Genomic DNA, 22,700 nt, shown 5'->3' on the forward strand with positions numbered 1-22,700 from the left:
GGAACGACTAGGCGGAGATTTTTTGGTTGAATTGGACATAACCAAGGGGATTTGAGTGAAACAATTTACTGAATTGTCTCTTCTCATTTTCATCCCATTTGTCCACTTTCATTTGACGACGTACACCGTTACTTGGACTAATATCTCAGACTTGAAAGGCTTGTATAGTAAGCAAGTCGCTTTGTACAAGATCAGAGCTATGCCAAAATTCTACCTCATAGACAAAACTGGAAAATCGTAGCGATATATACTGGCTATGATAAAGAACACCCTGCCGGCCTAATCGGCCATATTGAAGAATTGTTACAGCACTAATTGCGCAGTAAATAAAGCCGTAGCTGCTTCATACTTTTGTTACTGTCTGATGTCTTCGTATATATTTGTCATACATGAGGCACTTATGATAAATGGGGAGACTACCCTAAGAAAAGTGTTCCAATGTAAAGAAGAGAAATTAGGATAGTTTAGGAATAAATCTCAAATAAGGCTCCTCCCTGAGACGATAGGTTCTTCATGTATTTGCTCCTCAAATGGTGCTCTTGAATGAGACCAGATTAAGCCTGTAAATTAAATTTTTTGTCGATATGGCAACTCGACGGAAAATGTGGTTCCTTCACCTAGCTGACTGTCAACTCTTAGCCTTCCCCCATGCCCTTTCGTAATGATATCGTAACTGAGCGATAGACCCAAACCCGTCCCTTCGCCCGTCGGTTTGGTGGTAAAAAAAGGCTGGAAGATCTTGCTTATTACCGATTCAGGAATGCCCGTGCCATTGTCGGAAACCCGAATCACCACCTCATCCTCTTGCCGATGAGTGCGCACCTCAACGGTCGGCTGATAGGCGTCAGCGCTGCTTTCCCTGGCTCGTTGCGAAACGGCGTAGAAGGCATTGTTGTAAAGATTCATCAGTACCCGGCCAAGTTCCTGAGGCACCATTTCCACTTGGCCTAACGCAGAGGCAAAGTCGGTGACTATTTCGCAGCTAAAGCTCTTGTCTTTGGCCCGCTGACCCTGATACGTTAAGCGCAGGTATTCATCGGCTAGTGCATTCAGGTCCATGAATTGGCGCTCACCGGTGCTGGCCCGGCTATGTTCGAGCATCCCTTTTATAATGCTGCTGGCCCGGCTGCCATGGTGAGCAATCTTTTGCAAGTTTTGAGTCAGGTCGCCCAGAATTTCTTGGGCATAGTCTTTTTCCGCATTAGGTAGTTCTTGAAAAGGTCCTTCCTTTAATTCATCGATGAGTTCTGTACTCACTTCCGAAAAGTTATTGACGAAATTCAACGGGTTCTGAATCTCGTGGGCGATGCCGGCCGTCAATTCGCCCAACGAAGCCATTTTTTCGGATTGAATTAATTGCGTTTGAGTCGTTTTGAGTTTGGTAAGCGCGCGTTGTAGCTCTTCCTTTTGCTGTTGAAGCAACGTGTTCGCCTTGTATTTGGTCCGATAAGCGTAGAAGCTTACCGCAGCCAGGATGAGCATAAGACCCATTCCACCCCCTAAGGCTACCTGTTTGGTTCTAGCCAGCGCGCGCTGCTTTTGTTGTTCCGCTTGGGTGGCTTGCTGTTTCTTGGTGAATTCATACGTCAGGGTGAGTTCAGTCGCTTTCTGAATATTTTCCTTTCCCCGGATAGAATCAGTGATTGCCGCCGACTGTTTGTACATGGTTAATGCCTGACGATAATGCCCCGTTTTCTCGTAACACGACGACAATTCGGCATAAGCTTGACCAATTTGTGCATCATAGATATCGGCTTGTTTCAAAACCTGAAAACTTTTTTCATAATAAGGGATTGCCGCTGAGCAATTACCTTGTTGGTTCAAGACGTTTCCCATGGCCGCGTACGTTTGGTGCAGGATGAGCGGCTGGTGGGATTGGTCGGCAATTGCCATAGCCTGCTTAGCTAAGTCTTGCGCTTGGGCAAACTTTTTTTGAGCCGCCAAACTGACGGCGGCTCTCGATAAACTAACGGCCTGAATGCTCTGATCCCCAACCTGCCTGGCTAGTGCCGCTGCTTTCATGGCGTAATCATACGTTTTTCGACTGTCATTCATGTCCCCATACATAGCCGCCAGGTTGGTGTAGGCATAAAGTTCAACATTCCTGATACCTTCAGACTTGGCTAAAGTTATGGCTTGAGTAAACTGTTGAGCTGCTCGTTTTATATTGCCCGTTGCTCGATACGTACTGGCCAGATTGACTCGGCAGTAAGCTTGATCACTGAGATTGTGCTGGGCTTCGGCCAGCATGAGTGCTTTTTGTTGATAGATCAGGGCCTGCCGTTGATTGGATAGCATTGTATACGAAGCACCGATGTTTAAATAAACAGAGCCCAAATCCCCTTTTATATTGTTACGTTCGGCGATGCCCTTACTTTTCTCAAAAAACACAATCGAACTGTCATACTTACTCTGCATGCCATACATAGTCCCGTAAGCATTGTAGACTTTTATCAGCTGAGCAGAATCGTTCATGGTGGCGTACATGGATTCGGCTAGCCTAAGATTTTTCTTGGCGGCCGGGTAGTTTCCTTTCAGGTTGTAGTTCATTGCCAGGCGAACTCGGGCAAAGGCTTCGCCCTCTTTGTAGGAGATGCGTTTGGCCCGTTCAACGGTCTGTTGACTTAAACTCAGCGCTGAGTCGATATTTATTTCGCTTAACAGGCGAATCTTTTGATTAATCAAATTAATCCGCCCGGTGTCGGTAGCGGCTTGGCTGATAAGTCGATTGAGGCTATCTAGTTTGGGCGTTTGGGCTTGAGCGATGACTAAGTGCAAAAAGAAGAAGAGGCCAATCCGTAAATAATGCATATTCGATCAAGGATAAAGCGAACGAGTGGATCCACTAAATTGGGCTTTGGATAACCTATCCAATCAGTACTTAAATCTATTAAGAATCTGTTATATGTTTCTCAACTGAGGCAACTGTTTCAATGCGTAGGGAGTAACGCCCAACGCTTTGTCACGTCTGATCAACGTTCGCAGGTTCAGATACGTTAGGCAGGATATTGGTTAACTAATCTAGCCGTCCAGGTTTGTTTCCTTATCCAAGTAAATCGGCTGTATGCGACGGATAGCATTGGGCAAATATTAAAAAACCATTTTCTCATAATTCGCTCTCTGTTGTGAGCCAAGTCTATCTCTGGTCGATTGGTTAGATAAAAAAAGTCGGCAACACCTAGTAGCCGACTCATACTTGCTAACACGAAATAGTATCAAAAAAGTAATCCTTTTAGCCAAACCGGATAAACTCTTTGCCAATGGGTTTCTTTCTCATTGACTAGTTGTTAGGCGGAGTAGTACCCGTAGAGCCTGAGCTAGAAGAATTACTGCCCTGACTGCCACTCATACTTTTAGAGCGGTGGCCGCTACGACCTTGGGTTGAGCCTTGCGAGTTGGAACTGCCATTGCTGGTTGTCGTACCACTGCTCGAAGCGTCATTCATCGTTCCGTTACTGGATGAATTGGTGCCCATCGATGAACGGCGTCCTGATCGATTCCGATTCATCTTGCTATTGCTCGACGAGCTTGAACTATTATCGGAATTGGTGCCCATAGTTGACCTATTACTAGTGCCACTGTTGGTGGTTGTACCATTTTGATTTGCAGACCCATTGGTTGCATTGCCAGTGCCGCTATTGGCTGTTGTTCCGTTGGTCGAGGATTGCGCCTGAGCGCTGAAAGAGGCTACTGCCATAAGCATAGCGCCCATGAATACGATCTTTTTCATAACATTGAGTTTGTTAGTTGTCTTCAACCAATTGGTTGAGTGGTAGCATAACGCTATGTATCAACTCAGGGTTATTGTTTTATGAAAAAATTATCAAATTTAATAATGTTAATATTATAGGCTAAATCATAAAGCGTATGTGAACAGAGGTGCTTGAGAAATAGTAAAGAAACGATGTCTCACAATTCGCTCCTGAATAAGACGAAGAAGTGTTTATGTACCTGCTCATTAATTTCTGCGTTTAAAGAGATTGTATAGCAAAGCGATATACGCCCCAAATTATAGCCCTTCTCAAGTGCCTGATTCATACGGGCGACACTTCACTAAATAAGAGACGTCTATGGATATAATAAGCACGGCCCACAGCCACAGTTTTTTATTGAAGTGGCTGACCGATCTTTGTCGGCCGTCGTCTTCTATCGAGCTTTTAAGGCTATATTTGGACTGACACCACTCCGAATAGCGCCACAAAAGAACGCCCTAATCCGGTCGTGGTCAGGCAAAAATTCGAGGCCATCATTCATTAAATTTTACCCAATGAAGTTGTTGCTGTATTCCTTCCGATGGCTATCGATTCTGCTTATGTTTGCCGCTTCACCGGCAAAGTCCCAGTCTACGCAGCCCTATAGCTATCCAGCCAGCGAGGTGGTGAGCATGCACTCCCAGCTACTGAACGAAGAGCGTAAAGTGTATGTGCATTGCCCTAAATTGGACTCCACCCATAGAAACCAGCGATTTCCCGTCTTATACGTACTGGATGGTGACAATCATTTTGAACTGCTTGCTCAGTACGTCGATTATCTTTCTCGGCCCGATGTGATGGCCATGCCCAAGACAATCGTCATTGGTATCCCCAATACCAAACGAACCCGAGACCTTACCCCAAGCCATAGCGTCCTGAATTATGAGAGCAAACCCGATACTGGTGCGTATCAAGGCAGCGGGGGCAACGAAAAATTTTTACAATTCATGGCGACCGAATTGATACCCCTGATAGAGAAAACCTACCCAACTGCGGCTTATAAAATTTTGGCCGGGCACTCTTTTGGAGGCATTGCCTCGCTGAATTGTCTGTTGACCCATCCCAATCTGTTTGATGCCTACATGGCCGTCAGTCCCTCGCTTTGGTGGGACAAGGAGTATGTGTTGAAGATGACCGATGAAAAACTGAAAACCGGTTCGGCCTTAAACAAGCGGCTTTTTATTAGTGACGGAAATGAAGGGGGGCCTAATTCGTTTTTTCATAAGCATTTACTAAAGTTGGAGGCCACACTGGCTAAAAAAAAGCTACAACGCCTGACTTATCTGTATAAGCATTACCCCAGCGAAACGCACATGACCGAACCCGTTGTGGCTTATTTCGATGCGCTACGTTTCATGTTCAAGGATTGGGAAAAGCATCACTAAGGATTCTTAAAAAAGGCTCGTGGCTGTTGCACAACTCCATTAGTAGCACAATTGGAGCTGGTTAAGTAGTCAGTCTGTTAGATTTTGTGCTTCTGAGCAGCCAAACTGGCTTGGTTAGCCAATCAAAACTTTAGAATTGCGGTATGTTTCGAGTTGTGCAACAGCCACGCTCCTCAGTGAGACGTAAGAGTGCTCATGTTTTGGCTCCCGCTTGTATGAAGGCTCGTTCAGGTATCTGCTTCTTAAATCGGGCGTTTACTGAGATGGTAATTCAGCGCGTTACATCAAGAAATTCTAAGGCAGAGCATTAGACAAACTCATACGTATCACCTATTGAACTTCCGATTCGATGCACTCACTCGAAAGCAATTGGTTTCATTCTGTTAACGCAGTAACTTAATAGAAAAAGACTGCTCAGGCAGCCTGATCACTGACCTAGCTACGCTGCCTGACCGGTAAAACTGCTCCAGGATATTAATCAAATACTTAATTTCCTATCTCTCACCGGGTGTAGTGTTTCCCTCCTTGATCTGACAACGACTAAACCCCAGATAGGGATAAAAAACGTTGATCTAATGGAAACTCGCCGAGAAGTGGTACTACCCGTCTCCCTGGCAACAGCCCGTCAGTATCTGGCCGCGGCATTGGCAACCCCGCTTGTGGTTCAACAAGGCAATCTCATCTTAGCTAAAATTGTTTGTTCGGGTCGTATCAAGGAGAATGAACTATGGGTTCAGTACGTAGAATATGGCCGCTCCACGGTATACATTGATCTGACTGGCCATCTGGAAGAGACACCCGGTGGGGTACGATTACACATGACTGTTTCTTCGGACGAGTCCGCCCGGTTCGTGCTGTACCTACCCCTGATGGCAGTGATTCTGTTTTTTACCTTAAGCGGTATCAAGTCAGGTCTTAATGCGGAGCGGCTGATAAATCACTTCATACTTTTAGTGTTTGTCGGCACCGTAACGTTCCTGATGCATAAGTTAATCTCCTCGTTCTCCCAGATGAGGATCGCTAAATTAGAAGGGGTTTTGGTGCAAATCATTACAGGCTAGGTAAAGACGAACACGGATGGGGCCTTGTATCGAAGCAGTTTCTTTTCTGATTTTGATAGGAACAATTGTATTTTTATTGGGGTCGTTTGCTACAAATGGCCGGTACGCGGTAGTCCGGCATTCCGGTGCGGTTTGACAGCGGTTAGAAAATTTCTGGTATAATGCTCCTATGCTGAAGCGATAAGTGGCCGCTTGATGATTGGCAGATGTAGTTCTAATAAGCCTATCCACTTAAGGCTTATCTTGCTGCCATGAAATCGATTTTCCCCGCCACCTATTCGACGCTTTCCCGGCATGCCCTGGCGGACTTCCTCACTGAACGCTATTCACTGGACTCTGTTCGCTGTACCTTTCTGGTTCGAGGGGTGGGAGACACCTATTTAGTCGACTCCGCTCAGGGGCGCTTTATTCTTCGTATCTACCGCTCCACTCACCGAAGCCTGTCCCACGTCAAGGCGGAGGTGGCCTTGCTGCTGGCCCTCAAGCAAGCAGGCGTATCCGTGTCTTATCCCATTGCGGATCGGATGGGGGAGTCGATTCAACAACTGGACGCAGTGGAAGGATCACGCTGTGCGGTGCTCTTTAGTTATGCCCCCGGCCAGCCAGCGAGATTACTGAGCAACAGCCAGCTTCGCTCGCTGGGTCATGAAATGGCGCGTTTTCACCAAGTGTCATCCACCATCACATTGCCTGGAGCGCGCTGGACTTTTGATTTGGATACTACCCTGTTCCAGCCACTGGACTGGTTAAAATCCGCCTTTGGCGACGATCAGGGAAGTTACCTCTTCTTGCAGCAAGCCGCCCGCCAAGTCGAGACGAAGATAGGTCAGGTAGACACATCCGGATTCTTGAAGGGCTATTGCCATTTCGACCTGCTGCCTAAAAACATGCATTTTGAGGGGGATTCGGTTACCCTTTTTGACTTTGATTTTATGGGGTACGGCTGGCTGGTGTATGACTTGGTTTCTTTTTGGCAACACCTGGCCCTGGAGGTCTATGCCGGGCGGATGACCCAGTCGGCATTTGAGGAGGCCTACGCTATTTTTATGGAGAGCTATCAAACCGGCCATCCCATTAGTGAGCAGGAGTTAGCCCTGGTTCCTTACCTGAGTCTGGGCTTTTGGCTTTTTTACATGGGCTTTCACACGACCCATGACCAGTTTTACAGTTATGTCCATGGGGCACAATTGAAGGTCTATACCGGTTTCTTAAGGCATTTGGCGGGAGCTTATTGGGACTAGCCAACTTAAGCAGGATAGGCGTACAGAGTAAAACGGGCTGATCCGGTTAAGCTATTACTAAATTCTCAAAAAAAACTCGTGCTTGAGATGAGGAGCAAGCCTGTAGCGGCATTTAAATGGGGGCGTATAGTTGGACGATCACTTTTTTAATCCAAAAGAAAGACTGATCTTAGCTACTTGCAACTCAGGGCAACTGCCTAGTAAACAGCCCTGTTAACCTTGACTCGATTGGCCTATGGTTAAGCCTTTACTGGACGTCATTGTGGTTGGCGCGGGGCATGCTGGCATTTGCGTTAGCTATTATCTAACCAAACAAGGTGTTCCCCATCTGGTCTTTGAGCAGGGACGAATCGGGGAGACCTGGCGTTCCCAGCGGTGGGACTCCTTCAAGATGAACTCGGCTAACAAATTAAATCTGCTGCCCCAACAGACCCCCTATTTTGAAGACCCCGATGCTTTTGCCGGAGCCGCTGAATTTGCGCTGGCGCTGGAAACATACGCCCACCAGGAACAGCTGCCCGTTAAAGAATACTGTCCGGTAATGGCCGTACATACCGACCAGGAACAAGCTATTTTTCGGGTTACCGTCTCGGAGGAGGGTAAAGAGACAGCCTATCTCAGCCGACGGCTAGTTATCGCTTCGGGTGGTCAAAACAGGATTTCAGTCCCTGACTTGGCTAATCACTTGGCCAAGTCGGTGCTGCAACTACACGCCAGTGAATACAAAAATGCCCATCAACTCCCAGCTGGAAATGTGTTGGTGGTCGGGAGTGGCCAATCCGGAACTCAGATAACCCAGGATTTGCTGCGTTCGGGGCGACACGTTTTTCTCTCGACAGCCCGGGTTGGTCGGATACCAAGACGCTATCGGGGCAGAGATATTTTTGACTGGCTGGTTAAGATTGGGTTTTACAATACGCCTACTGAGGAGGTCACTGACCCGTCCTTGTTGACCGTCAAAAACCCGCAGGTGTCAGGAGCCGGTGATCGGGGGAAAACCTCGAGCTTACAATCCCTGGCCCGAAGCGGAGCCATTATACTGGGTCGGGCGGACAGGGTCGAGGCCGATACTATTTTTTTTCAGCCCAATGCCTCCTCGAACGTCAGGTACGCTGACGAATTTTCCCGGCATGTGAAACAGCTCATTGACGAGTACATTCAAACCAATCAGGTGTCGGCTCCGCTGGCCGCCATTGATCTGGATGATATGCCGGACGAAGAAGCCGTCTGCGCGTCTGATTTGACGCAACTGAATCTGGTACAGGAGACGATCACCTCAATCATTTGGACGACCGGGTTTAGGGGTGACTTCAGCTACCTGCCCCTGTCCGTACTCAATGACGAGCAGTTGCCCAAGCATCGAAATGGGATTGGCCCTGTCGACGGACTTTATTTTATCGGTTTGCCTTGGTTGAGGAAGCGACAATCGGCCATCATATTGGGGATAAAGGAAGATGCCGAATTTATCGTTAGTCACATCGTAAAAAGTAACTTACCTGGTAGTAGGTAAGTGAACCATCCAATTGAATTCTATCTTTTTTATTTAAGAGCTTGGGTCGTTTTGTACGTGCTGGTCCAGCCTTGAATCCTGACTGCCCGAACAAGTAGTGACCTGATCGTATGCTACGCATAGAGTTGGGCAGTACTTAAAAGCCTCTTCTCCTAAGTCGCTCCAATCGAGGCAGCGTGAGGATCCTCCGTATCGGCCTCTTGAAACGAGTAATCCTTGGAAATCCCTGAATTACCTAGTGGTCATTCGGCTTAGCCAGCCTACAGGCCATTTAGCCACCCCGGCACTCAACCGGTTTGGCTCTGCCTACGGGAGCGGTTAGTTTTTTATGTACCTTTCACCACTCTATCCACTATAGAGGTTATCTGCTGGTATGAACGACCTGTCGCTGCCGACCTTTACCCTTCCTGAACTTCTCGATTACGTTCCCTATGGCTTAGCCTATTTCGAACCGATATGGGTCAGCCAAACCATTACGGATTTCAACCTGATTCGGGCCAATGTCCCCGCCCAGGCCTGGCTGGCCATGACGAGTGGGCGGGAGCCATGGGTTAGCCTGAAAGAGGGCTTTCCCGGGGCGTTAGAGGATGGGCTGCTCGACCGGCTCGTGACGGTTTGCCTGACCAAAACGAGCATTCAGTTTGCGCATCACGATGGGTCGGCGCGGCACTGGGCCCAGTGGTCACTGCGCCCCCTGGGGACAGGACTGCTGGTAAGGTTTGAGGAGCTAACGCAGAGTAAGATTGATCAGCAACTGGAGGCCCGTCTACAGGCCCGGCAACAGGCCGAACTACTGCTGTCTGTATTGGATGCTTCACCGGCCATTATTGTCGCCTACGAGTTGATCATTGACCCGACAGGGGTAGTGACGGACTTGCGCTACGTGCTCCAGAACCATGCCCACCGGCAAGCTATTGGCATGACCGATGAAGAGGTCATAGGGCGAACCATGTTGACGTTATTCCCCTCTCTACAGGACAGTAACTTACTGACTTTATACACACAGGTTGCGCAGACGGGCCAGCCCTTTCGGGAGGAGCATCTGTTTCCCGATGGGAACTGGTACGATGTGTCGGCCATCAAGCGGGGCGATGGGGTTGTCGTCACGGCCACCAATATTCATGCCCAGAAAACGGCTCAACAGCAGATGGCCGTTTACCAAAGCCAACTGGAAGCGGCTAATCAGGAGCTTAAGCAAGCCAACCGGCAACTACAACAAACCAACCAGAACCTGCACCAACTAACCTACTCAGTGAGTCACGACTTACAGGAACCCCTGCGTAAAATTCAGACGTTTAGTGACCTGCTGCAGGTCCGGTATCTGACCTATCTGCCTCAGCCGGCTCAGGCCGACTTGCAGCGTCTGCAACGGTCGGCGGCCCGGATGTCAGTGTTGATCCGCGACATCCGGGCTTATTCACGGGTAGTTGCGAATACCGAAGCATTCCAGACGGTTTCCTTGTCGGCGGTAGTGCGTCAGGTAGCCCGTGCCTTGAGCCAACCGGTGATGGCCTCGGGGGCCATACTATCCATTGGGGAGTTACCCCGCGTAGTGGGGGCTGCTGACCAACTTCAGCAGTTGTTCTATAATCTGCTGAGTAACGCTCTTACGTTTACCCGCCCCGGGGTCACACCTGACCTGTCGGTAACGGCTCATTCGCTCCAACCACACGAGGTGCCCCTGCCCCTTCAGGGCCTGACAGCGGCCAACTGGTGGGAGATACGCGTGCAGGACAATGGCCCTGGCTTCGAGGAAAAGTATCTGGACCGCATATTCAGCTTGTTTCAGCAGTTACAGGGCAAGAGCAGCTATGAGGGCAGCGGCCTGGGGCTAGCCCTCTGTAAGCGGGTGCTGGATAATCATGGGGGCCATATTACCGCCCGTAGTCAACCTGATCAGGGCACTACCTTTCTGATTTATCTGCCGATTTGATGGCGGGTTATTCACGATCGGTTAAGCGGTTGCTGGTAAACGACGTGTTGACACAGAGCATAGTGTTAGGCCGTTTTCAAACGTGGCCCAGATGAAAAGTAACACCGGGGCTAATTTTTAGTAAGTAAAAAATCAAGCGTTTCTTCCGGAGCAATCGCTGAAAAAGGATTCAGCTAATCCGTAAACTACCTGTAAATAGTTGCTTATTCCTAAACAGAATCGCTTAAATCATTTTTCCAACGCCCATAAAATGGCATTGCCAACCATTTTCGTGAAGGCGTCAACCTCTACTAAGCCTGCTGAATGACCCATTAAAAAATAGACGTTCTTAGCCTTCTTTTTTTCATTACTCCAGATGACCGGATGATCCCCCATTTTGATATCCGATGCCGGCTGATAACTAGTCTCATCAACATGGGCCAATACGCTTACATTCACGCGTGGATTCGTATCAAACGTGTACCATTCATCATCAGGTATGACGAACGGGTTGGGTAATCCCTTCATTACCGGATGGTTTGTGGCTTCTATGCCTACCTGGGCTGTGGCTTTTTTAGCGATATAATTCTTGAACCGAATGCCCCTCATAAACTCTGAAAACCAGTTCCACATCGGAAAACCGTCAAACTCGCCCAGTAAGGTGGCATGATGAAAACCAATCCAGGCTCCCTGCCCTTCGTCGATGTATTTTTCAAAAGCCGCCCTTGTCTTAAATGTCCAGTTGTAGGGTGGGTAATTTAACTGGATAAAAAGTGCGTAATGACCAAGGGAGTCATTATCTGCTTCTCCGGGATGATTGATGACCTTAATTGCCAGGTTATGCTCTTGGGCAAAGCTGTTTAGCCATAGCAGGGCGGCTGCCACAAAACCCTCGTGCAGTCCACCCCGCTCAGTGAGGACCAGCACGTTTCGTTTAGCCGGGGATATGGGCTGTGAATGCGCATTTACTTGGCCCAGAAGCAGACTGATCAATAAACAAAATAGCAGATGCTTTTTCATTTCGGCAGTTTCTTTACTTGATTCTAATGGCTGGAATAGGCGGGCTATTTCGTGAAAGGATTCCCTTTCTTATCGTTGCTAAGCACCCATTTGAGCGCATTGATGATCAGCAGTTTCTGCGTAGCATCGGAGTAGATCTCATCCCCATGGCCCATATTCAGATAAATCATCCGGTATTGCCGGTTCGTCCACACCACCGGAAAATCACCAAAATTGACTACGTCTTTGATTCCCAATGGATAATTATCTGCCGAAAGGGAGAGAAGAACATCAATATTTTTGTTCAAACGCGGGCTCGGGTTCCATTGATACCATTCACTAGCCGGAGCGGTCCAGGTTAGGGGCAGGTTCTTGGTAATCGGATGATTGGGCTGATCAACACTTATTTTAGCGGGCTGAGGGGGCCAGTTATTGCAGTAAAAAACGCCCCCCCCTAAAAAGTTTAGAAACCAGGGCCAATGGGTATCTTTATCATTGTAGCCTGACTCGTGAAAGCCCATCCAGCCACCGCCCTTCTCCATATATTGCTCAAAGACGGCTCGTTCCTCTTTTCGGCTTGGATACCCATCCGGCATTATCACGATTTGGTAGTCCTTCAGCTTTTCGTAACTGTAATTGCCAAAATTCTGCGTCGTATCTAACAGGAAACCATCTCCTACGGTTAGCTTTTTCAGATAGTCAATGGTTTGATGGGCAAAGATCACATGGGCGCCTTCTTTTCGGTCACTGAAATAAATCAGCGCTTTAAAACGGGGGGCTTTGGCATAATTGGCCGAGTAATTCGCTGGCACTTGTGCCGCTAGTTGAAGCTTCAGCAAAAGCAGCAAGGCGAACGTACTGATACAGTTTCTACACGTAATCATAGAGGCTTATCTAAATTTAAAAAGCGATTCCTGGCGGCTTTAGTATTCGGCCAGCAACGACAACCATTTGCCGGCCGACGTAACCCAGACCTCCTTATAGGTGGCATTATTGATGGCTGGCCACCAGGGAACATCGTCATTATCTATTGTTCGTATGCCTACCGGGATTTCGCCGGTTATTTCTCCCGATGAAAAACTATTCATTTGCGGATACCTGTTTCCTTCCCCGTAAATTAAGGATTGGCCAAATGGATTTTTACCCACCGTCCAGTACAATTGTTCGCGCCCTATTTGACGTAACGCTTCATCATTTAAAAATTGTCCACACATTGCAGCCGCCTTACCGGTAGAAAGATGAACGGTCGTATTGCCATTGAAAATACCGAACCAAACGGGAAACCGTTTCAGATAGTGCTGTTCATCCATCTTTACCCCTTTTGTCACTTGAGCTGTGTATAACTCCTTGGCGTTGGCTGGCGGAAATAAATGTAATGAATAGAATGCCGCCGAGTCTGACGCTTCTTCTGTATGATACACGCCACTGGGTATCATTCCGTAAGGGGCTGTGTAAACCATAATGTCTTTCAGGTAATTGCCGTAAAGATGCACGGCCTGATACCACTTCTGATAATCGGGATGGCTACGCTGGGTTTCGCATAAAAGAATAAGGGCCTGCATATACACCTGATCCCGAGACTGATGAACAAAATGCACGATGGAGGTTTGGGTCGTATCTCGGTAAAAAAATCCTTTACTCGCCCTGGCATTGCCCAGCGGAGCCGTACGTTGACACTTGATAGTATAGCGGATGAAATCGGCCGCCGTTTGGGCATATTGCGGTTGACCCGTCAATTTATAGAGCATGCTGGCAGCCCAGGAAATAGTGGCCATATACTGGCTTTTCGACGTGTTATAGCTATGCTCATACAGCTGGGAAAATCCGCCATATCCGCTTTCTTTATATGTTTTCATCGCGAAAGAGAAGTCTTCCCGCGCTACTTTACTGAGGTATTCGCTAAAGGCGGGGTCCTTGTCCAGCGTCATGGCGGCATAAGCCTCGTAAGCGGCATAAAGAAAATTGTCGAATGAGGTATTCTGCACCCTCACCGACTGAATGTCATCCAACGAGCCAATCAGGCCATCCTGCCAGATAAGCAATCCCATGCTGCTGGCCCGATATCCATCGCCGTAACGGTTCTTCAACACAAAGTTTAGCCCCCATTCGGCCTCTTCCCGCAAGCGGGCTGCCAGTAACGGATTTTTCGTCTGCTGCTTTTTATAGGATTCCAGCAGGGCAAAACTAACATCCGCCGTTTGCAGGGTTTGCTGAGACAGGTCGCCTGCGTCATGCCAGCCACCGCTGTAGGAAATCTTTTTTCCATTGTGCTCAGAAAACAGATCAATGTGACACTGACCGTGCTTCTGCGGAACCGCATAGCCACACCGCTGACAGAAAATATAATTTAACACCCGCCATTGGGAAGCCGTCCAGATACTTGGGTTAATTCCGAAGGCAGCGGTTTTCATCGCACCGAAGACGATATGGTAGGTACCGGCTTTACTAAAATCACTGAAATCAAGAACTTCGTACTTACCCGTAGACGTTTGCACCCGTTTCGGCTTCGCTTCATAAGCCACCTGCTGAGTTACGTCATTAATCAGTTGGAAAGAGGTGTTGCTTTTAGCGATCGACCGATTGGCGATAGCCGTTTTTTTCCCTTCGGTCATGTAGCCCGATGTCGAATAAACAATACTGTTGGGGGCCGGCATCCACCCCTGGCTTATTTCCTGCGTGTTTATCTGTTTTAAAACAGGCTGATCAATGTAATACGTGACGGAGTCGCCGTTGGTTAGATCTTTTCCTTTCAGGGATACGTAAAAGGCAATTTCCTCCACCTTGTCTCGACGCAGGTCCGAGAGATCCAGGTAACAGCGATTCCATTGGTGATTCGTCAAATTTAAAAGATGATCGGCCGAATCCATAAGGGTTCCGGTTTTGGCTGATCCGGTTCGATTACGAAAGCTAATGTTGATGTTCACGACCTGGGCCCCTTCGGCGTTGGGATAAATGAGAAATTCAAGCCGGTTGTAGGCTTTCCAGTTTTCTCCATTCAAACTCAACTGCATACGGCAGTAGCCATAGGTGGCATAGTCGGGATCATTTTTTGAACCAACGGCTCTTTGGCCGGTAACTGTTGGGAAACTCAACCGCAAAGCGGGTTGCCCGGATTTTGTCTTTACATCAGACATCGTCAGGTTTCCGAAACCAAAATGTTTCCAGTTACTTAAGCCAGACGCTGCTGTCAGGGGTTTCGATAGGAGTACGGGCTTCCCCAGCGAAACGGCTTCGTATGAGCGAGAATAATCCAGTGGCAGCGGGCGATGAATAACCCCACTTTGGATGATATCATGGTACAAGTCTTTCCTGATACCCTCTTTTTCGATTTGGGCGTAACCGGCGGAAAACGTACAGGCAACTAAAAACGTACCGAGTAATCTTACCGTCATTAGTACTACTTCGTTGAGAATGTAAATCAAAGGTATAAAATATCATTTATAGGCCCTAGGTCCATACGCTGAATGGCGTATGCTGCAGTGGTGTTGGACAGAAAGTAAAACCCGCTGTCTCACAGATGCTGGTTTATAAACATGGGGGCGTATGCAACTGACGGCGTTTGACAGATAGTAAAGATTCAATGTCTCAATATACGCTCCTCTTTGATATGAGGAAATTTTCATGAATAAGCACCCTTCAGAGACGACGAGGTATCATGATCTGCGTCTAAAATGGGGCCTTTAAGTAGTTATTGACTTTTAACTACCCTTCCATCAGGATCACGTATATACGCTGATTAACTTAAGACTGGTTGTCACGACTGAATTGGCCAACTTCAGAAAACCAAAGCCCTGATACATTCGATCTGACGACTTCTGTTCTGGTTTTAAGATGGCTCGCCGGTCGTTGTCAGCATAAAGCCTCCCATTCATTCCCATTCAGGCCTTTGTCCAACCGGACCCACTTGGTCACGAGTGAGTTAAAACTGTTAAAAAATCAACAACCGCTTCAATGCTGGGTACCAATGAATAAAATATCATGTTACTGTGTTGAAAAAATGGTAACATTGTGTGTTTATCAATCGTACTCGGTTGCTGACGATCAGCGACTTGGTTAGCCCGTACTTCCCTACTTGATCATGAACGCGCTTCGCTCAACCCATCAGGCTTACCGGGCTGCTCCTGCTTACCTCCATAGCCAACAAGATTTTAACGACTTCTATGACCAGTATGCACCGATGCTGTATGGATACCTCTTGCGTCAGACCGAAAATGGGTCTTTAGCCGACTCAAGCCTGGCGGCTATTTTTGTTACCTTCTGGCAGGAACGTATTGCCTTTAATGAGCACCAGGCAGCCAGTAGCCACCAGACTCCGTTGAGTTGGCTCTTGAGCATTGCCCACCGGAAAGAGAGCGAATACCTCCGTTCCCCACGCAGCTGACTCGTGGGTTTACGTAGCACGAATAAACCCCGAATACGGCTGACACTATTCATAATCAAGCAGTTGGTCAAGTCACCATCGCCTTAAAAAACGCACTCCAATGCCAACGACACGAATTCGGCTCAGACGCTATGCCCTGGTTAATCAGGCAGGCGATTTGTGGGAGGGTTTACTGAAAGAACATCCGTGGGAAGTCTATGCGGCTTATGGGAGCCGATCAGCCGCCTTGCGGGATGGCTGGATAGCCAAATCAGTGGCCATTTATTACGCGGTAAAGCCGCCTGCGGTTAGTCAGCAAAAGGCTTAGTCAGTGTTAGATCTGCTCAGTGGATCATCTAACCGGCTGTAGGAGGTAACCCATATCTGCACCTGGTTGTCTCAGTCGGGAAGGTTTTATTAAAGAACTAATAGAGTTTTCGCACCAGCTCTCAATTGAGTCGGCGAATAAGTTAAGTAGGATCGCTGGCCGCCAGCTTAGGCTAAGCGACTTGTCAACGAAGTGGTTATACCCTGATTTTGCTCACTGCAGGGTCGTCAAGCTTTGCTCAGCTAAGGCTTTATTCACTAGAACTAACTCTGACAAAACTAAGCACTACGAGTTGACGAGACAAAAAGTTACTCCAGGCTGCTTTTAAGAAAAATTCTGTTTTATCTTTACATCGTCATATACGATTCAATTCATTCGCTGAGCAACCTTACCAGTCATAAGCATGAAAAACGTAACGCTAAATTCGATTGCACCGGGTCCCTGGACATGGATTGCCCTGATGGGAACAAGTATGGCTTTGATAAGTGCACACGCTTTACTGACCTTGTTTTAAAAAACGAGACTCTTAACTAAAAGACTTCGGATCGTATGCGTCCGATCGCATTGAACAGATAATAAAAAAACACTGTCTTATATAAACGCTCCTCTTTGAGTCGAGTAATCGTTCATAAATAAGCATCCTTCAGAGACGACGAGGTATCATGATCTGCGTCTAAAATGGGGCTTTTTTACGAGACACGAATTTACGGGTTGTGACCGCTCCAGCGGCCTGGCGCAGGGCATACGCAACTCCGAGACAAATTGTGGTTTGGGTACTTTCTTATTAACGTACCCCTCAGTCTAGTATTGATTAACTCTATGAACGCCTAAAATGGCTGGACAATTGGTGGCCTAACGACTCATACAATCAGGCTACGACCGGGAAATAGAGGGTGAACTGAGCCCCTTCGCCAGGCTGGCTGTGGGCCGTGACGGCCCCATGATGGTTGTCCATCACCTGACGCACAATGGCCAGACCAATCCCCGTCCCAGCGTAGGGACTGCTGCGCCCATGCAACCGCTCGAAAGCGTCGAAAATTCTCTCCCGGTAAGCACTCTCAAAGCCGATTCCCTGGTCACTCACTGTAATTTGCCAGTAAAACTGGGTGGACAACCGGGGTAGGTGAAGTTCAAGGGGTAAGTCGTCCCCTTTTTTTTGCTCACTCGTTATCTGTATCCTGGGCGGCTGGCCGGGTTTCACGAATTTCAGCGCATTGGTGAGCAAGTTCTGAAACACTTGCTGGAGTAGTAAGGCATCCCCCTGCAGGGTGGGTAAGGGTTCAACCACCACAGCTTGCTTTTCCTTAACCGTCAAGTCCAGATCCGACAACACTTGGCCAACCAGCACACTCAGGTCGATCGGTTCACGCCGGATGTCGCGGGCTTGCGAGTAGCGGGATAAGTTTAGCAAACCGGTAATCAGCACCTGCATGCGCTGAGTAGCCGACTGCATCCGTTGCAGGATCGGCAGGCCGGGACCCAGCACCGGACCATAGTCCTGGATAAGCATATTTCCAAAGGCCATAATTTTGCGCAGTGGCTCCTGCAGGTCGTGGGAGGCCGCTCTGGTAAAATTTTCGAGGGCCGCATTGGTTCGTTTCAGTTCGTCAATCAGCTGTTCTTTTTGTAGCTCAATCGCTTTTATGTCCGTCACGTCGGTGAAAATGATAATCAGGTGATCTCTGTCCATGCGGGAAAGTGAGATCTCGATCCAGCGTCCGGTCGACTCCAGTTGGTATTCGACCAGGGAAGGTTCACCCGTATCCATGGTGTGGATAATTTTCTGAAAATAGGGGGTGTTTAAAATATTGGGCTCCAGTTCAACCGATGTTTTCGCGAAATAGAGCTCCTCGGGAATGCCAACGAGTTGGATAGCGGCCTTATTGGCCATGATGGGCTTCCCATCAATGATCCTTCCTTCTTGATTGCGGATAACCTGGCCAAATGAAATCCCATTCATCGAGTGGGTGAAGATGTTATCCAGAATGTAATTCTTGTTTTCAAGCTCTCTGGCTTTTGTGTTAAGCTCGGTAACATCAGCAAACGTTACCAGCAGCGAACGCTCGCCCATCTTGGCCACAACGCTGTCGTACCAGGCATCCGAACGGCCGGCGGTATAATGCGATTGGCTTCGCTGAGCGATGCCCGTCTGATACACCTGCTTGTTGCGCTCAAAGGAACCGTTGTCCTTTGTGGCTGGAAACAGGATTAAAAAACGCTTTCCAATCACTTGCTCCTGGGAAAGACCACTGAGCTGTAAGAATATAGTATTAACCCGGGTGAAGAGGAAGTCGATCACTTCTTGGTTCTCATCCAACACTGCCTCCAACACGAACCAGCCATTCAGGGAATTATTGAGTATGAGGTTTACGAACGCCTGTTGCTGTTGTTTTTGCAGGCGTTCTTTAATTTCGGCATTAACGTTCCTGGTAATGGAGAAGATAGCCCCGTCTATTTTGCGACGGAGTACCTCAAAATGAATATCAAGCAATTCATTATAATAAGTGGTCTGTAAATCATTACCTGTCGTGTAAACCTGGATTAATTGCTGGGTAAGCTGTTTTCTTCCTTCTTGGCTATAGCCTGTCAGCTCACTAACTTTTTGCCCTTTCATGAGTGCGTAGGGCAGATTAGCCTGCTGCCTGGCAGCGTCGTTGAAATAGAGCAGGATGAAATCGACAATTGTATCACTAGCTTCTGATCCAAATACGGGTGTATGCAACACGATCGGTTCAGGATAGTTATCGAGTACGGACGTCAGTAGCTTTACATCGGGTGAACTGAACATAGCCGATAGGTATTAGAATGTAGTTGCACGGTTTACTTGATTTGGTATCATGAGTCGATGAGACAATCAATTGCTTCATTAACGCATATGATTATATGTTTTTCAGTAAGATAAGATGTCTTTAACAAGGGTAGTCTATTCATTACTGGTCAAAAGTACCCAAAAAAAGCTACCTACTATATTGATCATCTAGCCATTGCTTTTTTAATGGTTGTCGTTGATTAGAATGCTTTAGGCCGTATGCTACCAACTGGAGTTAACAGTTACTAAATGGCTCAAGAAAGCTCCTGAAGGAGACAGAGAAACAGAGAAACGGCCCTGAACAGGCACCATAATGGAGTGTTCGATGGGCCGACCTGTGTCATTACCCCTCAACGACAATTGGTCACTTTAAAAAAGGACTTACAGAAGGATTTCGTCTCTCGCAATGACCAGACCTTATTGCGATTGCTGGACGTTGTCAAGTCAAAGCGGACAAATAAGGGGCCATTCGCCATGCGGTGAAAACAGGATGAGGTGGGACACCTCTGCGGTAATTCAGTTATCCTACGGCAACGGCCAACCGTCAACAACTCGGGTGTTTCACCAAAACCACCTTAGATAGGGCCACTTTTATTTGACGCCGTACCGTCTACCAAAACTACAGTAATCGGCAAGCCGTCCAGCGCGTGTCATGATTTTGTGACCATTCGACAACCATAACACGCGCTGGGCAGCTTACCAAATGCATTACTCACCGCTGTTGAAACCACGTAGCGGTAGCCTTAATGCCTTCTTCGTAGGAGGTCGGTGTATAATTAAACGCCCGTTCAAATTTGGAGGAATCAAACTGGAACGCAAACTCGTCCTGATAATTCATCTCGTAGGCCTCCTTCATAAACGGATTGAACCAGCCAATGACCTTCAGCACCCATTTGGGCAACACAAACAGCTTATTGGGGGTGTTCATGGCACGAGCCGACAGCTGGACAAACTCACGGCCGGTCAGGGCGGGCTGGGGAGTTGGTAAGTGCCATACCTGCCCAATGGCCTCCTCCCGGGTGGCCAGCAAGTACAATGCCTGGGCCGCGTCGGGTGTGTAATTGAACGAGCGGGGTACGTTAGCGTTGATGGGCCACTGCGCTCGGTTGCCTTTTTTCAGGTTGCTGAACACGTAGACGCCGGGGGCGCTCTTGTCGCTCACTCCCGGCCCGTAAAAGTCCACTGCGCGCGCAATACTGGCCCGAACCCTACCCGCCTGCATCGCCTGCTGAAGCATCGTCGCCACCTCAGCGCGTACTTTCCCTTTTCGACTCCTTGGGCGATAGGGCGTTTCTTCCGTAATTGGCCCATTCACCCGGCCATACATATACACATCGTCAAAAAAAATGAGTTTGGCGTTCGCGGCCTGGCAGGCGGCTATGGTGTTCTGCATAATGAGGGGCCAATCGCGTTGCCAGACATCGGCGTTATAGTCGATGCCAATCAGCAGATACACCACGTCGGAACCGGCAACGGCCTGCATCAGTTCGTCGCGGTTGAGTGCACTGGCCGCAGCGGTTTGGGCTCCGGCAACGGATTTGGGGTTGCGGGAAACCAGTCGGATGGTCTGCTGATTGGCTTGCAGAACGGGGATCAGGGCATTGGCGATGGTGCCATTGGCACCGATCAGTGTATGTAAGGCCATCTGTGAAACGTGTTTAATTGATGGGCCAAAGGTCGGTTGCCGGCTACAGGCAGGCTTGTACGAAAACGAAATACATAGATTGTAGATGAAGGAAAACACTCAGATAATTTCGCAAACTTTTGTGGCACCTGACCAGCTAACGGAGGTATTCAGGCATATCTATTACATGAAGCATCCGGGTGAAGCGACCAGTCAGCCACTTCAGTTGTTTCCCCACTATGAGATGATGCTGGTGTTTAATTTTGGGCGGCCAATTTCAGTATCCATCGCCGATGATACCGCGCAGGTGGAGCGGGTGGCCGTACTCGGCCCCTTGGACCGTGTACTAACCTACGAATTGTTACCAGACGCGGAGGTCATGGTGGTCGTGTTTACCCTGAACGGGTTTTACCGGCTGCTGGGCCGACCCATTCACACCCTACGAACCGAAACGGCAAACCAGGTGGCCGTTCCACTAACCGACCCAACGTACTTGGAGTTGTGGGAAACGCTGGCTCAATTACCCTGCATTGCCGACCGGGCTGAGTTATTGATGACCTATATCCAGGTGCATGTGGCCCCTGAGGAGACGGCTTCATTGCTCGATGAGGTTTCGCTATTCAGTAATCTGGCGATTGATCCGGTCAAGACCATTGCCAGAAATCGTCACCTGTCACCCCGGTCGGTCCAACTGCGGTTACAAAACATGGTGGGTTTTTCCGCCAAAGAGATGGCCCGATTTATTCGGTTCAAAGCCGTGATCGCTCAACTGGTAAAGGAGTACCCTACACAACCCGATTGGGCCGATCTGGTAGTTGTACATGGCTACCACGATCAACCCCACCTCATTCGGGATTTTCAACGATACCTGGGTCTTAGCCCGACCGACTTTGTCAAACAATTGGCCGAACAACCTATCTGTATCACGCAGCCTGGTAAGCATTATTGAATACAGTATCAGACTGATGACAGTTGACAGTTTTTAAATTAATATCTCACAAAAAGCTCCTTCCTGAGGTAGTCCACCTTCATACAGCTATTTGGAAAAGGGGTTTTCAATGATGCGGATAAACAGGGATTAGGTCCTTATTCAGTAAACTTCTTACGTGCTTCTGGGGTAACCGGTGTGAAGAAATTTACCAGATTACCATCCGGATCTCGGAATAGGATTGAACGGTTACCCCAAGGCATTGTCGTGGGCTTCTGAAGGATTCTCTCGCCAAGGATGTCGGCTAATCGGTGATATATGAGATCAACATCATCCACCCGAAATTCGATAATAGCCGACTGATTACTGGCCGCCTGGGCTAGGTTATCTCCGCCAAACAGGGCTAAGGTACGCGTACTGCCGATAGCTAAAATGGCCGAAGGGGTCTGTAATTCGGCGAAATCATCGGTATACTGCGTCAGGGGTATACCTGTAACCTGCTCATAAAACTGAACAAGGGGCTTGATATTGGCGGTAATAATTCGAATGGAAGCAAGATTCATGGCGTCTCTGCGTTTGTTTTTATCAAACAAAGTAAAGCTGGTTTACTGACAGCCGTATGTCAGTAACCATTGTCTGATTCTCCTCATTTTCCGTCTCATCGAACGCTCGTGGCTGTTGCACAACTCTGCTTCCAACATCGATTTTTCAGCGGCTGAATTGGCGAATGAGATTTTCTACCATTGTCTACCCTGCTTAGTTGAGAAAAAGCACGCCAAAGCCCAGAAAAG

At 48.2% G+C, this 22,700-nt stretch carries 16 protein-coding genes; 8 read left to right on the forward strand and 8 right to left on the reverse strand.

The annotated features are described in order from the left end of the window. Nucleotides 1–567 precede the first annotated feature (567 nt). Nucleotides 568–2,811 carry a tetratricopeptide repeat protein gene (locus ACYVJM_RS31225; RefSeq protein ID WP_461152042.1) on the reverse strand — a complete coding sequence of 748 codons (2,244 nt, stop codon included), beginning with the start codon at nt 2,809–2,811 and terminating at the stop codon, nt 568–570. 469 nt (nt 2,812–3,280) lie between these two features. Further along, nucleotides 3,281–3,730 carry a hypothetical protein gene (locus tag ACYVJM_RS31230; RefSeq protein WP_461152043.1) on the reverse strand — a complete coding sequence of 150 codons (450 nt, stop codon included), beginning with the start codon at nt 3,728–3,730 and terminating at the stop codon, nt 3,281–3,283. Nucleotides 3,731–4,267: 537 nt separating this feature from the next. Here ACYVJM_RS31230 and ACYVJM_RS31235 point away from each other — a divergent pair. The 5 genes from ACYVJM_RS31235 to ACYVJM_RS31255 all read left to right on the forward strand — a co-directional run bounded on the left by ACYVJM_RS31235 (nt 4,268) and on the right by ACYVJM_RS31255 (nt 10,882). Continuing rightward, nucleotides 4,268–5,137, forward strand: a complete 870-nt coding sequence (locus ACYVJM_RS31235; RefSeq protein ID WP_461152044.1) for an alpha/beta hydrolase — start codon at nt 4,268–4,270, stop codon at nt 5,135–5,137. Nucleotides 5,138–5,712: 575 nt separating this feature from the next. Continuing rightward, nucleotides 5,713–6,198 (forward strand): hypothetical protein, encoded by a 486-nt coding sequence (locus ACYVJM_RS31240; protein ID WP_461152045.1) that lies wholly within the window; start codon nt 5,713–5,715, stop codon nt 6,196–6,198. Between the two features lie 251 nt (nt 6,199–6,449). Beyond that, nucleotides 6,450–7,439 (forward strand): phosphotransferase enzyme family protein, encoded by a 990-nt coding sequence (locus ACYVJM_RS31245; protein ID WP_461152046.1) that lies wholly within the window; start codon nt 6,450–6,452, stop codon nt 7,437–7,439. A gap of 235 nt (nt 7,440–7,674) precedes the next feature. After that, the gene (locus tag ACYVJM_RS31250) at nt 7,675–8,949 is read left to right on the forward strand and encodes a flavin-containing monooxygenase (protein ID WP_461152047.1); all 1,275 of its coding nucleotides are present in this window, start codon (nt 7,675–7,677) and stop codon (nt 8,947–8,949) included. 373 nt (nt 8,950–9,322) lie between these two features. After that, a complete protein-coding gene (locus ACYVJM_RS31255; RefSeq protein WP_461152048.1) occupies nt 9,323–10,882 on the forward strand; it encodes a sensor histidine kinase in 1,560 nt (519 codons plus the stop codon). Between the two features lie 228 nt (nt 10,883–11,110). On the opposite strand, the gene ACYVJM_RS31260 is transcribed toward ACYVJM_RS31255, so the two are convergent. The 3 genes from ACYVJM_RS31260 to ACYVJM_RS31270 are packed head-to-tail and all read right to left on the reverse strand — an operon-like array spanning nt 11,111 to nt 15,252. Beyond that, the gene (locus tag ACYVJM_RS31260; RefSeq protein WP_461152049.1) at nt 11,111–11,881 is read right to left on the reverse strand and encodes a ThuA domain-containing protein; all 771 of its coding nucleotides are present in this window, start codon (nt 11,879–11,881) and stop codon (nt 11,111–11,113) included. A 44-nt stretch (nt 11,882–11,925) separates the two neighbouring features. Then, entirely contained in the window at nt 11,926–12,744 is an 819-nt protein-coding gene (locus ACYVJM_RS31265) for a ThuA domain-containing protein (RefSeq protein WP_461152050.1), read from the reverse strand. A 39-nt stretch (nt 12,745–12,783) separates the two neighbouring features. Further along, nucleotides 12,784–15,252 carry a glycoside hydrolase family 9 protein gene (locus ACYVJM_RS31270; protein ID WP_461152051.1) on the reverse strand — a complete coding sequence of 823 codons (2,469 nt, stop codon included), beginning with the start codon at nt 15,250–15,252 and terminating at the stop codon, nt 12,784–12,786. A gap of 686 nt (nt 15,253–15,938) precedes the next feature. Here ACYVJM_RS31270 and ACYVJM_RS31275 point away from each other — a divergent pair. After that, entirely contained in the window at nt 15,939–16,241 is a 303-nt protein-coding gene (locus ACYVJM_RS31275; RefSeq protein ID WP_461152052.1) for an RNA polymerase sigma factor, read from the forward strand. A gap of 100 nt (nt 16,242–16,341) precedes the next feature. Then, entirely contained in the window at nt 16,342–16,548 is a 207-nt protein-coding gene (locus ACYVJM_RS31280) for a hypothetical protein (RefSeq protein ID WP_461152053.1), read from the forward strand. A gap of 868 nt (nt 16,549–17,416) precedes the next feature. On the opposite strand, the gene ACYVJM_RS31285 is transcribed toward ACYVJM_RS31280, so the two are convergent. Both ACYVJM_RS31285 and ACYVJM_RS31290 read right to left on the reverse strand, forming a co-directional pair. After that, nucleotides 17,417–19,336, reverse strand: a complete 1,920-nt coding sequence (locus ACYVJM_RS31285) for a sensor histidine kinase (RefSeq protein WP_461152054.1) — start codon at nt 19,334–19,336, stop codon at nt 17,417–17,419. Between the two features lie 733 nt (nt 19,337–20,069). Continuing rightward, on the reverse strand, nt 20,070–21,002 hold the full coding sequence (locus tag ACYVJM_RS31290; RefSeq protein WP_461152055.1) for an NAD-dependent epimerase/dehydratase family protein: 933 nt from the start codon (nt 21,000–21,002) through the stop codon (nt 20,070–20,072). 85 nt (nt 21,003–21,087) lie between these two features. Between ACYVJM_RS31290 and ACYVJM_RS31295 the strand changes: the two genes are divergently transcribed. After that, nucleotides 21,088–21,930 carry a helix-turn-helix domain-containing protein gene (locus ACYVJM_RS31295; RefSeq protein ID WP_461152056.1) on the forward strand — a complete coding sequence of 281 codons (843 nt, stop codon included), beginning with the start codon at nt 21,088–21,090 and terminating at the stop codon, nt 21,928–21,930. 137 nt (nt 21,931–22,067) lie between these two features. On the opposite strand, the gene ACYVJM_RS31300 is transcribed toward ACYVJM_RS31295, so the two are convergent. Continuing rightward, a complete protein-coding gene (locus ACYVJM_RS31300) occupies nt 22,068–22,472 on the reverse strand; it encodes a VOC family protein (RefSeq protein WP_461152057.1) in 405 nt (134 codons plus the stop codon). Between the last annotated feature and the right edge of the window lie 228 nt (nt 22,473–22,700).

Source organism: Spirosoma pulveris, from assembly GCF_054781875.1.

What these genes read in the sequence shown, in the direction of transcription:
- ACYVJM_RS31225 (WP_461152042.1), bottom strand. Translation starts at nt 2,811, where the DNA reads ATGCATTATTTACGGATTGGCCTCTTCTTCTTTTTGCACTTAGTCATC.
- ACYVJM_RS31230 (WP_461152043.1), bottom strand. Translation starts at nt 3,730, where the DNA reads ATGAAAAAGATCGTATTCATGGGCGCTATGCTTATGGCAGTAGCCTCT.
- ACYVJM_RS31235 (WP_461152044.1), top strand. Translation starts at nt 4,268, where the DNA reads ATGAAGTTGTTGCTGTATTCCTTCCGATGGCTATCGATTCTGCTTATG.
- ACYVJM_RS31240 (WP_461152045.1), top strand. Translation starts at nt 5,713, where the DNA reads ATGGAAACTCGCCGAGAAGTGGTACTACCCGTCTCCCTGGCAACAGCC.
- ACYVJM_RS31245 (WP_461152046.1), top strand. Translation starts at nt 6,450, where the DNA reads ATGAAATCGATTTTCCCCGCCACCTATTCGACGCTTTCCCGGCATGCC.
- ACYVJM_RS31250 (WP_461152047.1), top strand. Translation starts at nt 7,675, where the DNA reads ATGGTTAAGCCTTTACTGGACGTCATTGTGGTTGGCGCGGGGCATGCT.
- ACYVJM_RS31255 (WP_461152048.1), top strand. Translation starts at nt 9,323, where the DNA reads ATGAACGACCTGTCGCTGCCGACCTTTACCCTTCCTGAACTTCTCGAT.
- ACYVJM_RS31260 (WP_461152049.1), bottom strand. Translation starts at nt 11,881, where the DNA reads ATGAAAAAGCATCTGCTATTTTGTTTATTGATCAGTCTGCTTCTGGGC.
- ACYVJM_RS31265 (WP_461152050.1), bottom strand. Translation starts at nt 12,744, where the DNA reads ATGATTACGTGTAGAAACTGTATCAGTACGTTCGCCTTGCTGCTTTTG.
- ACYVJM_RS31270 (WP_461152051.1), bottom strand. Translation starts at nt 15,252, where the DNA reads ATGACGGTAAGATTACTCGGTACGTTTTTAGTTGCCTGTACGTTTTCC.
- ACYVJM_RS31275 (WP_461152052.1), top strand. Translation starts at nt 15,939, where the DNA reads ATGAACGCGCTTCGCTCAACCCATCAGGCTTACCGGGCTGCTCCTGCT.
- ACYVJM_RS31280 (WP_461152053.1), top strand. Translation starts at nt 16,342, where the DNA reads ATGCCAACGACACGAATTCGGCTCAGACGCTATGCCCTGGTTAATCAG.
- ACYVJM_RS31285 (WP_461152054.1), bottom strand. Translation starts at nt 19,336, where the DNA reads ATGTTCAGTTCACCCGATGTAAAGCTACTGACGTCCGTACTCGATAAC.
- ACYVJM_RS31290 (WP_461152055.1), bottom strand. Translation starts at nt 21,002, where the DNA reads ATGGCCTTACATACACTGATCGGTGCCAATGGCACCATCGCCAATGCC.
- ACYVJM_RS31295 (WP_461152056.1), top strand. Translation starts at nt 21,088, where the DNA reads ATGAAGGAAAACACTCAGATAATTTCGCAAACTTTTGTGGCACCTGAC.
- ACYVJM_RS31300 (WP_461152057.1), bottom strand. Translation starts at nt 22,472, where the DNA reads ATGAATCTTGCTTCCATTCGAATTATTACCGCCAATATCAAGCCCCTT.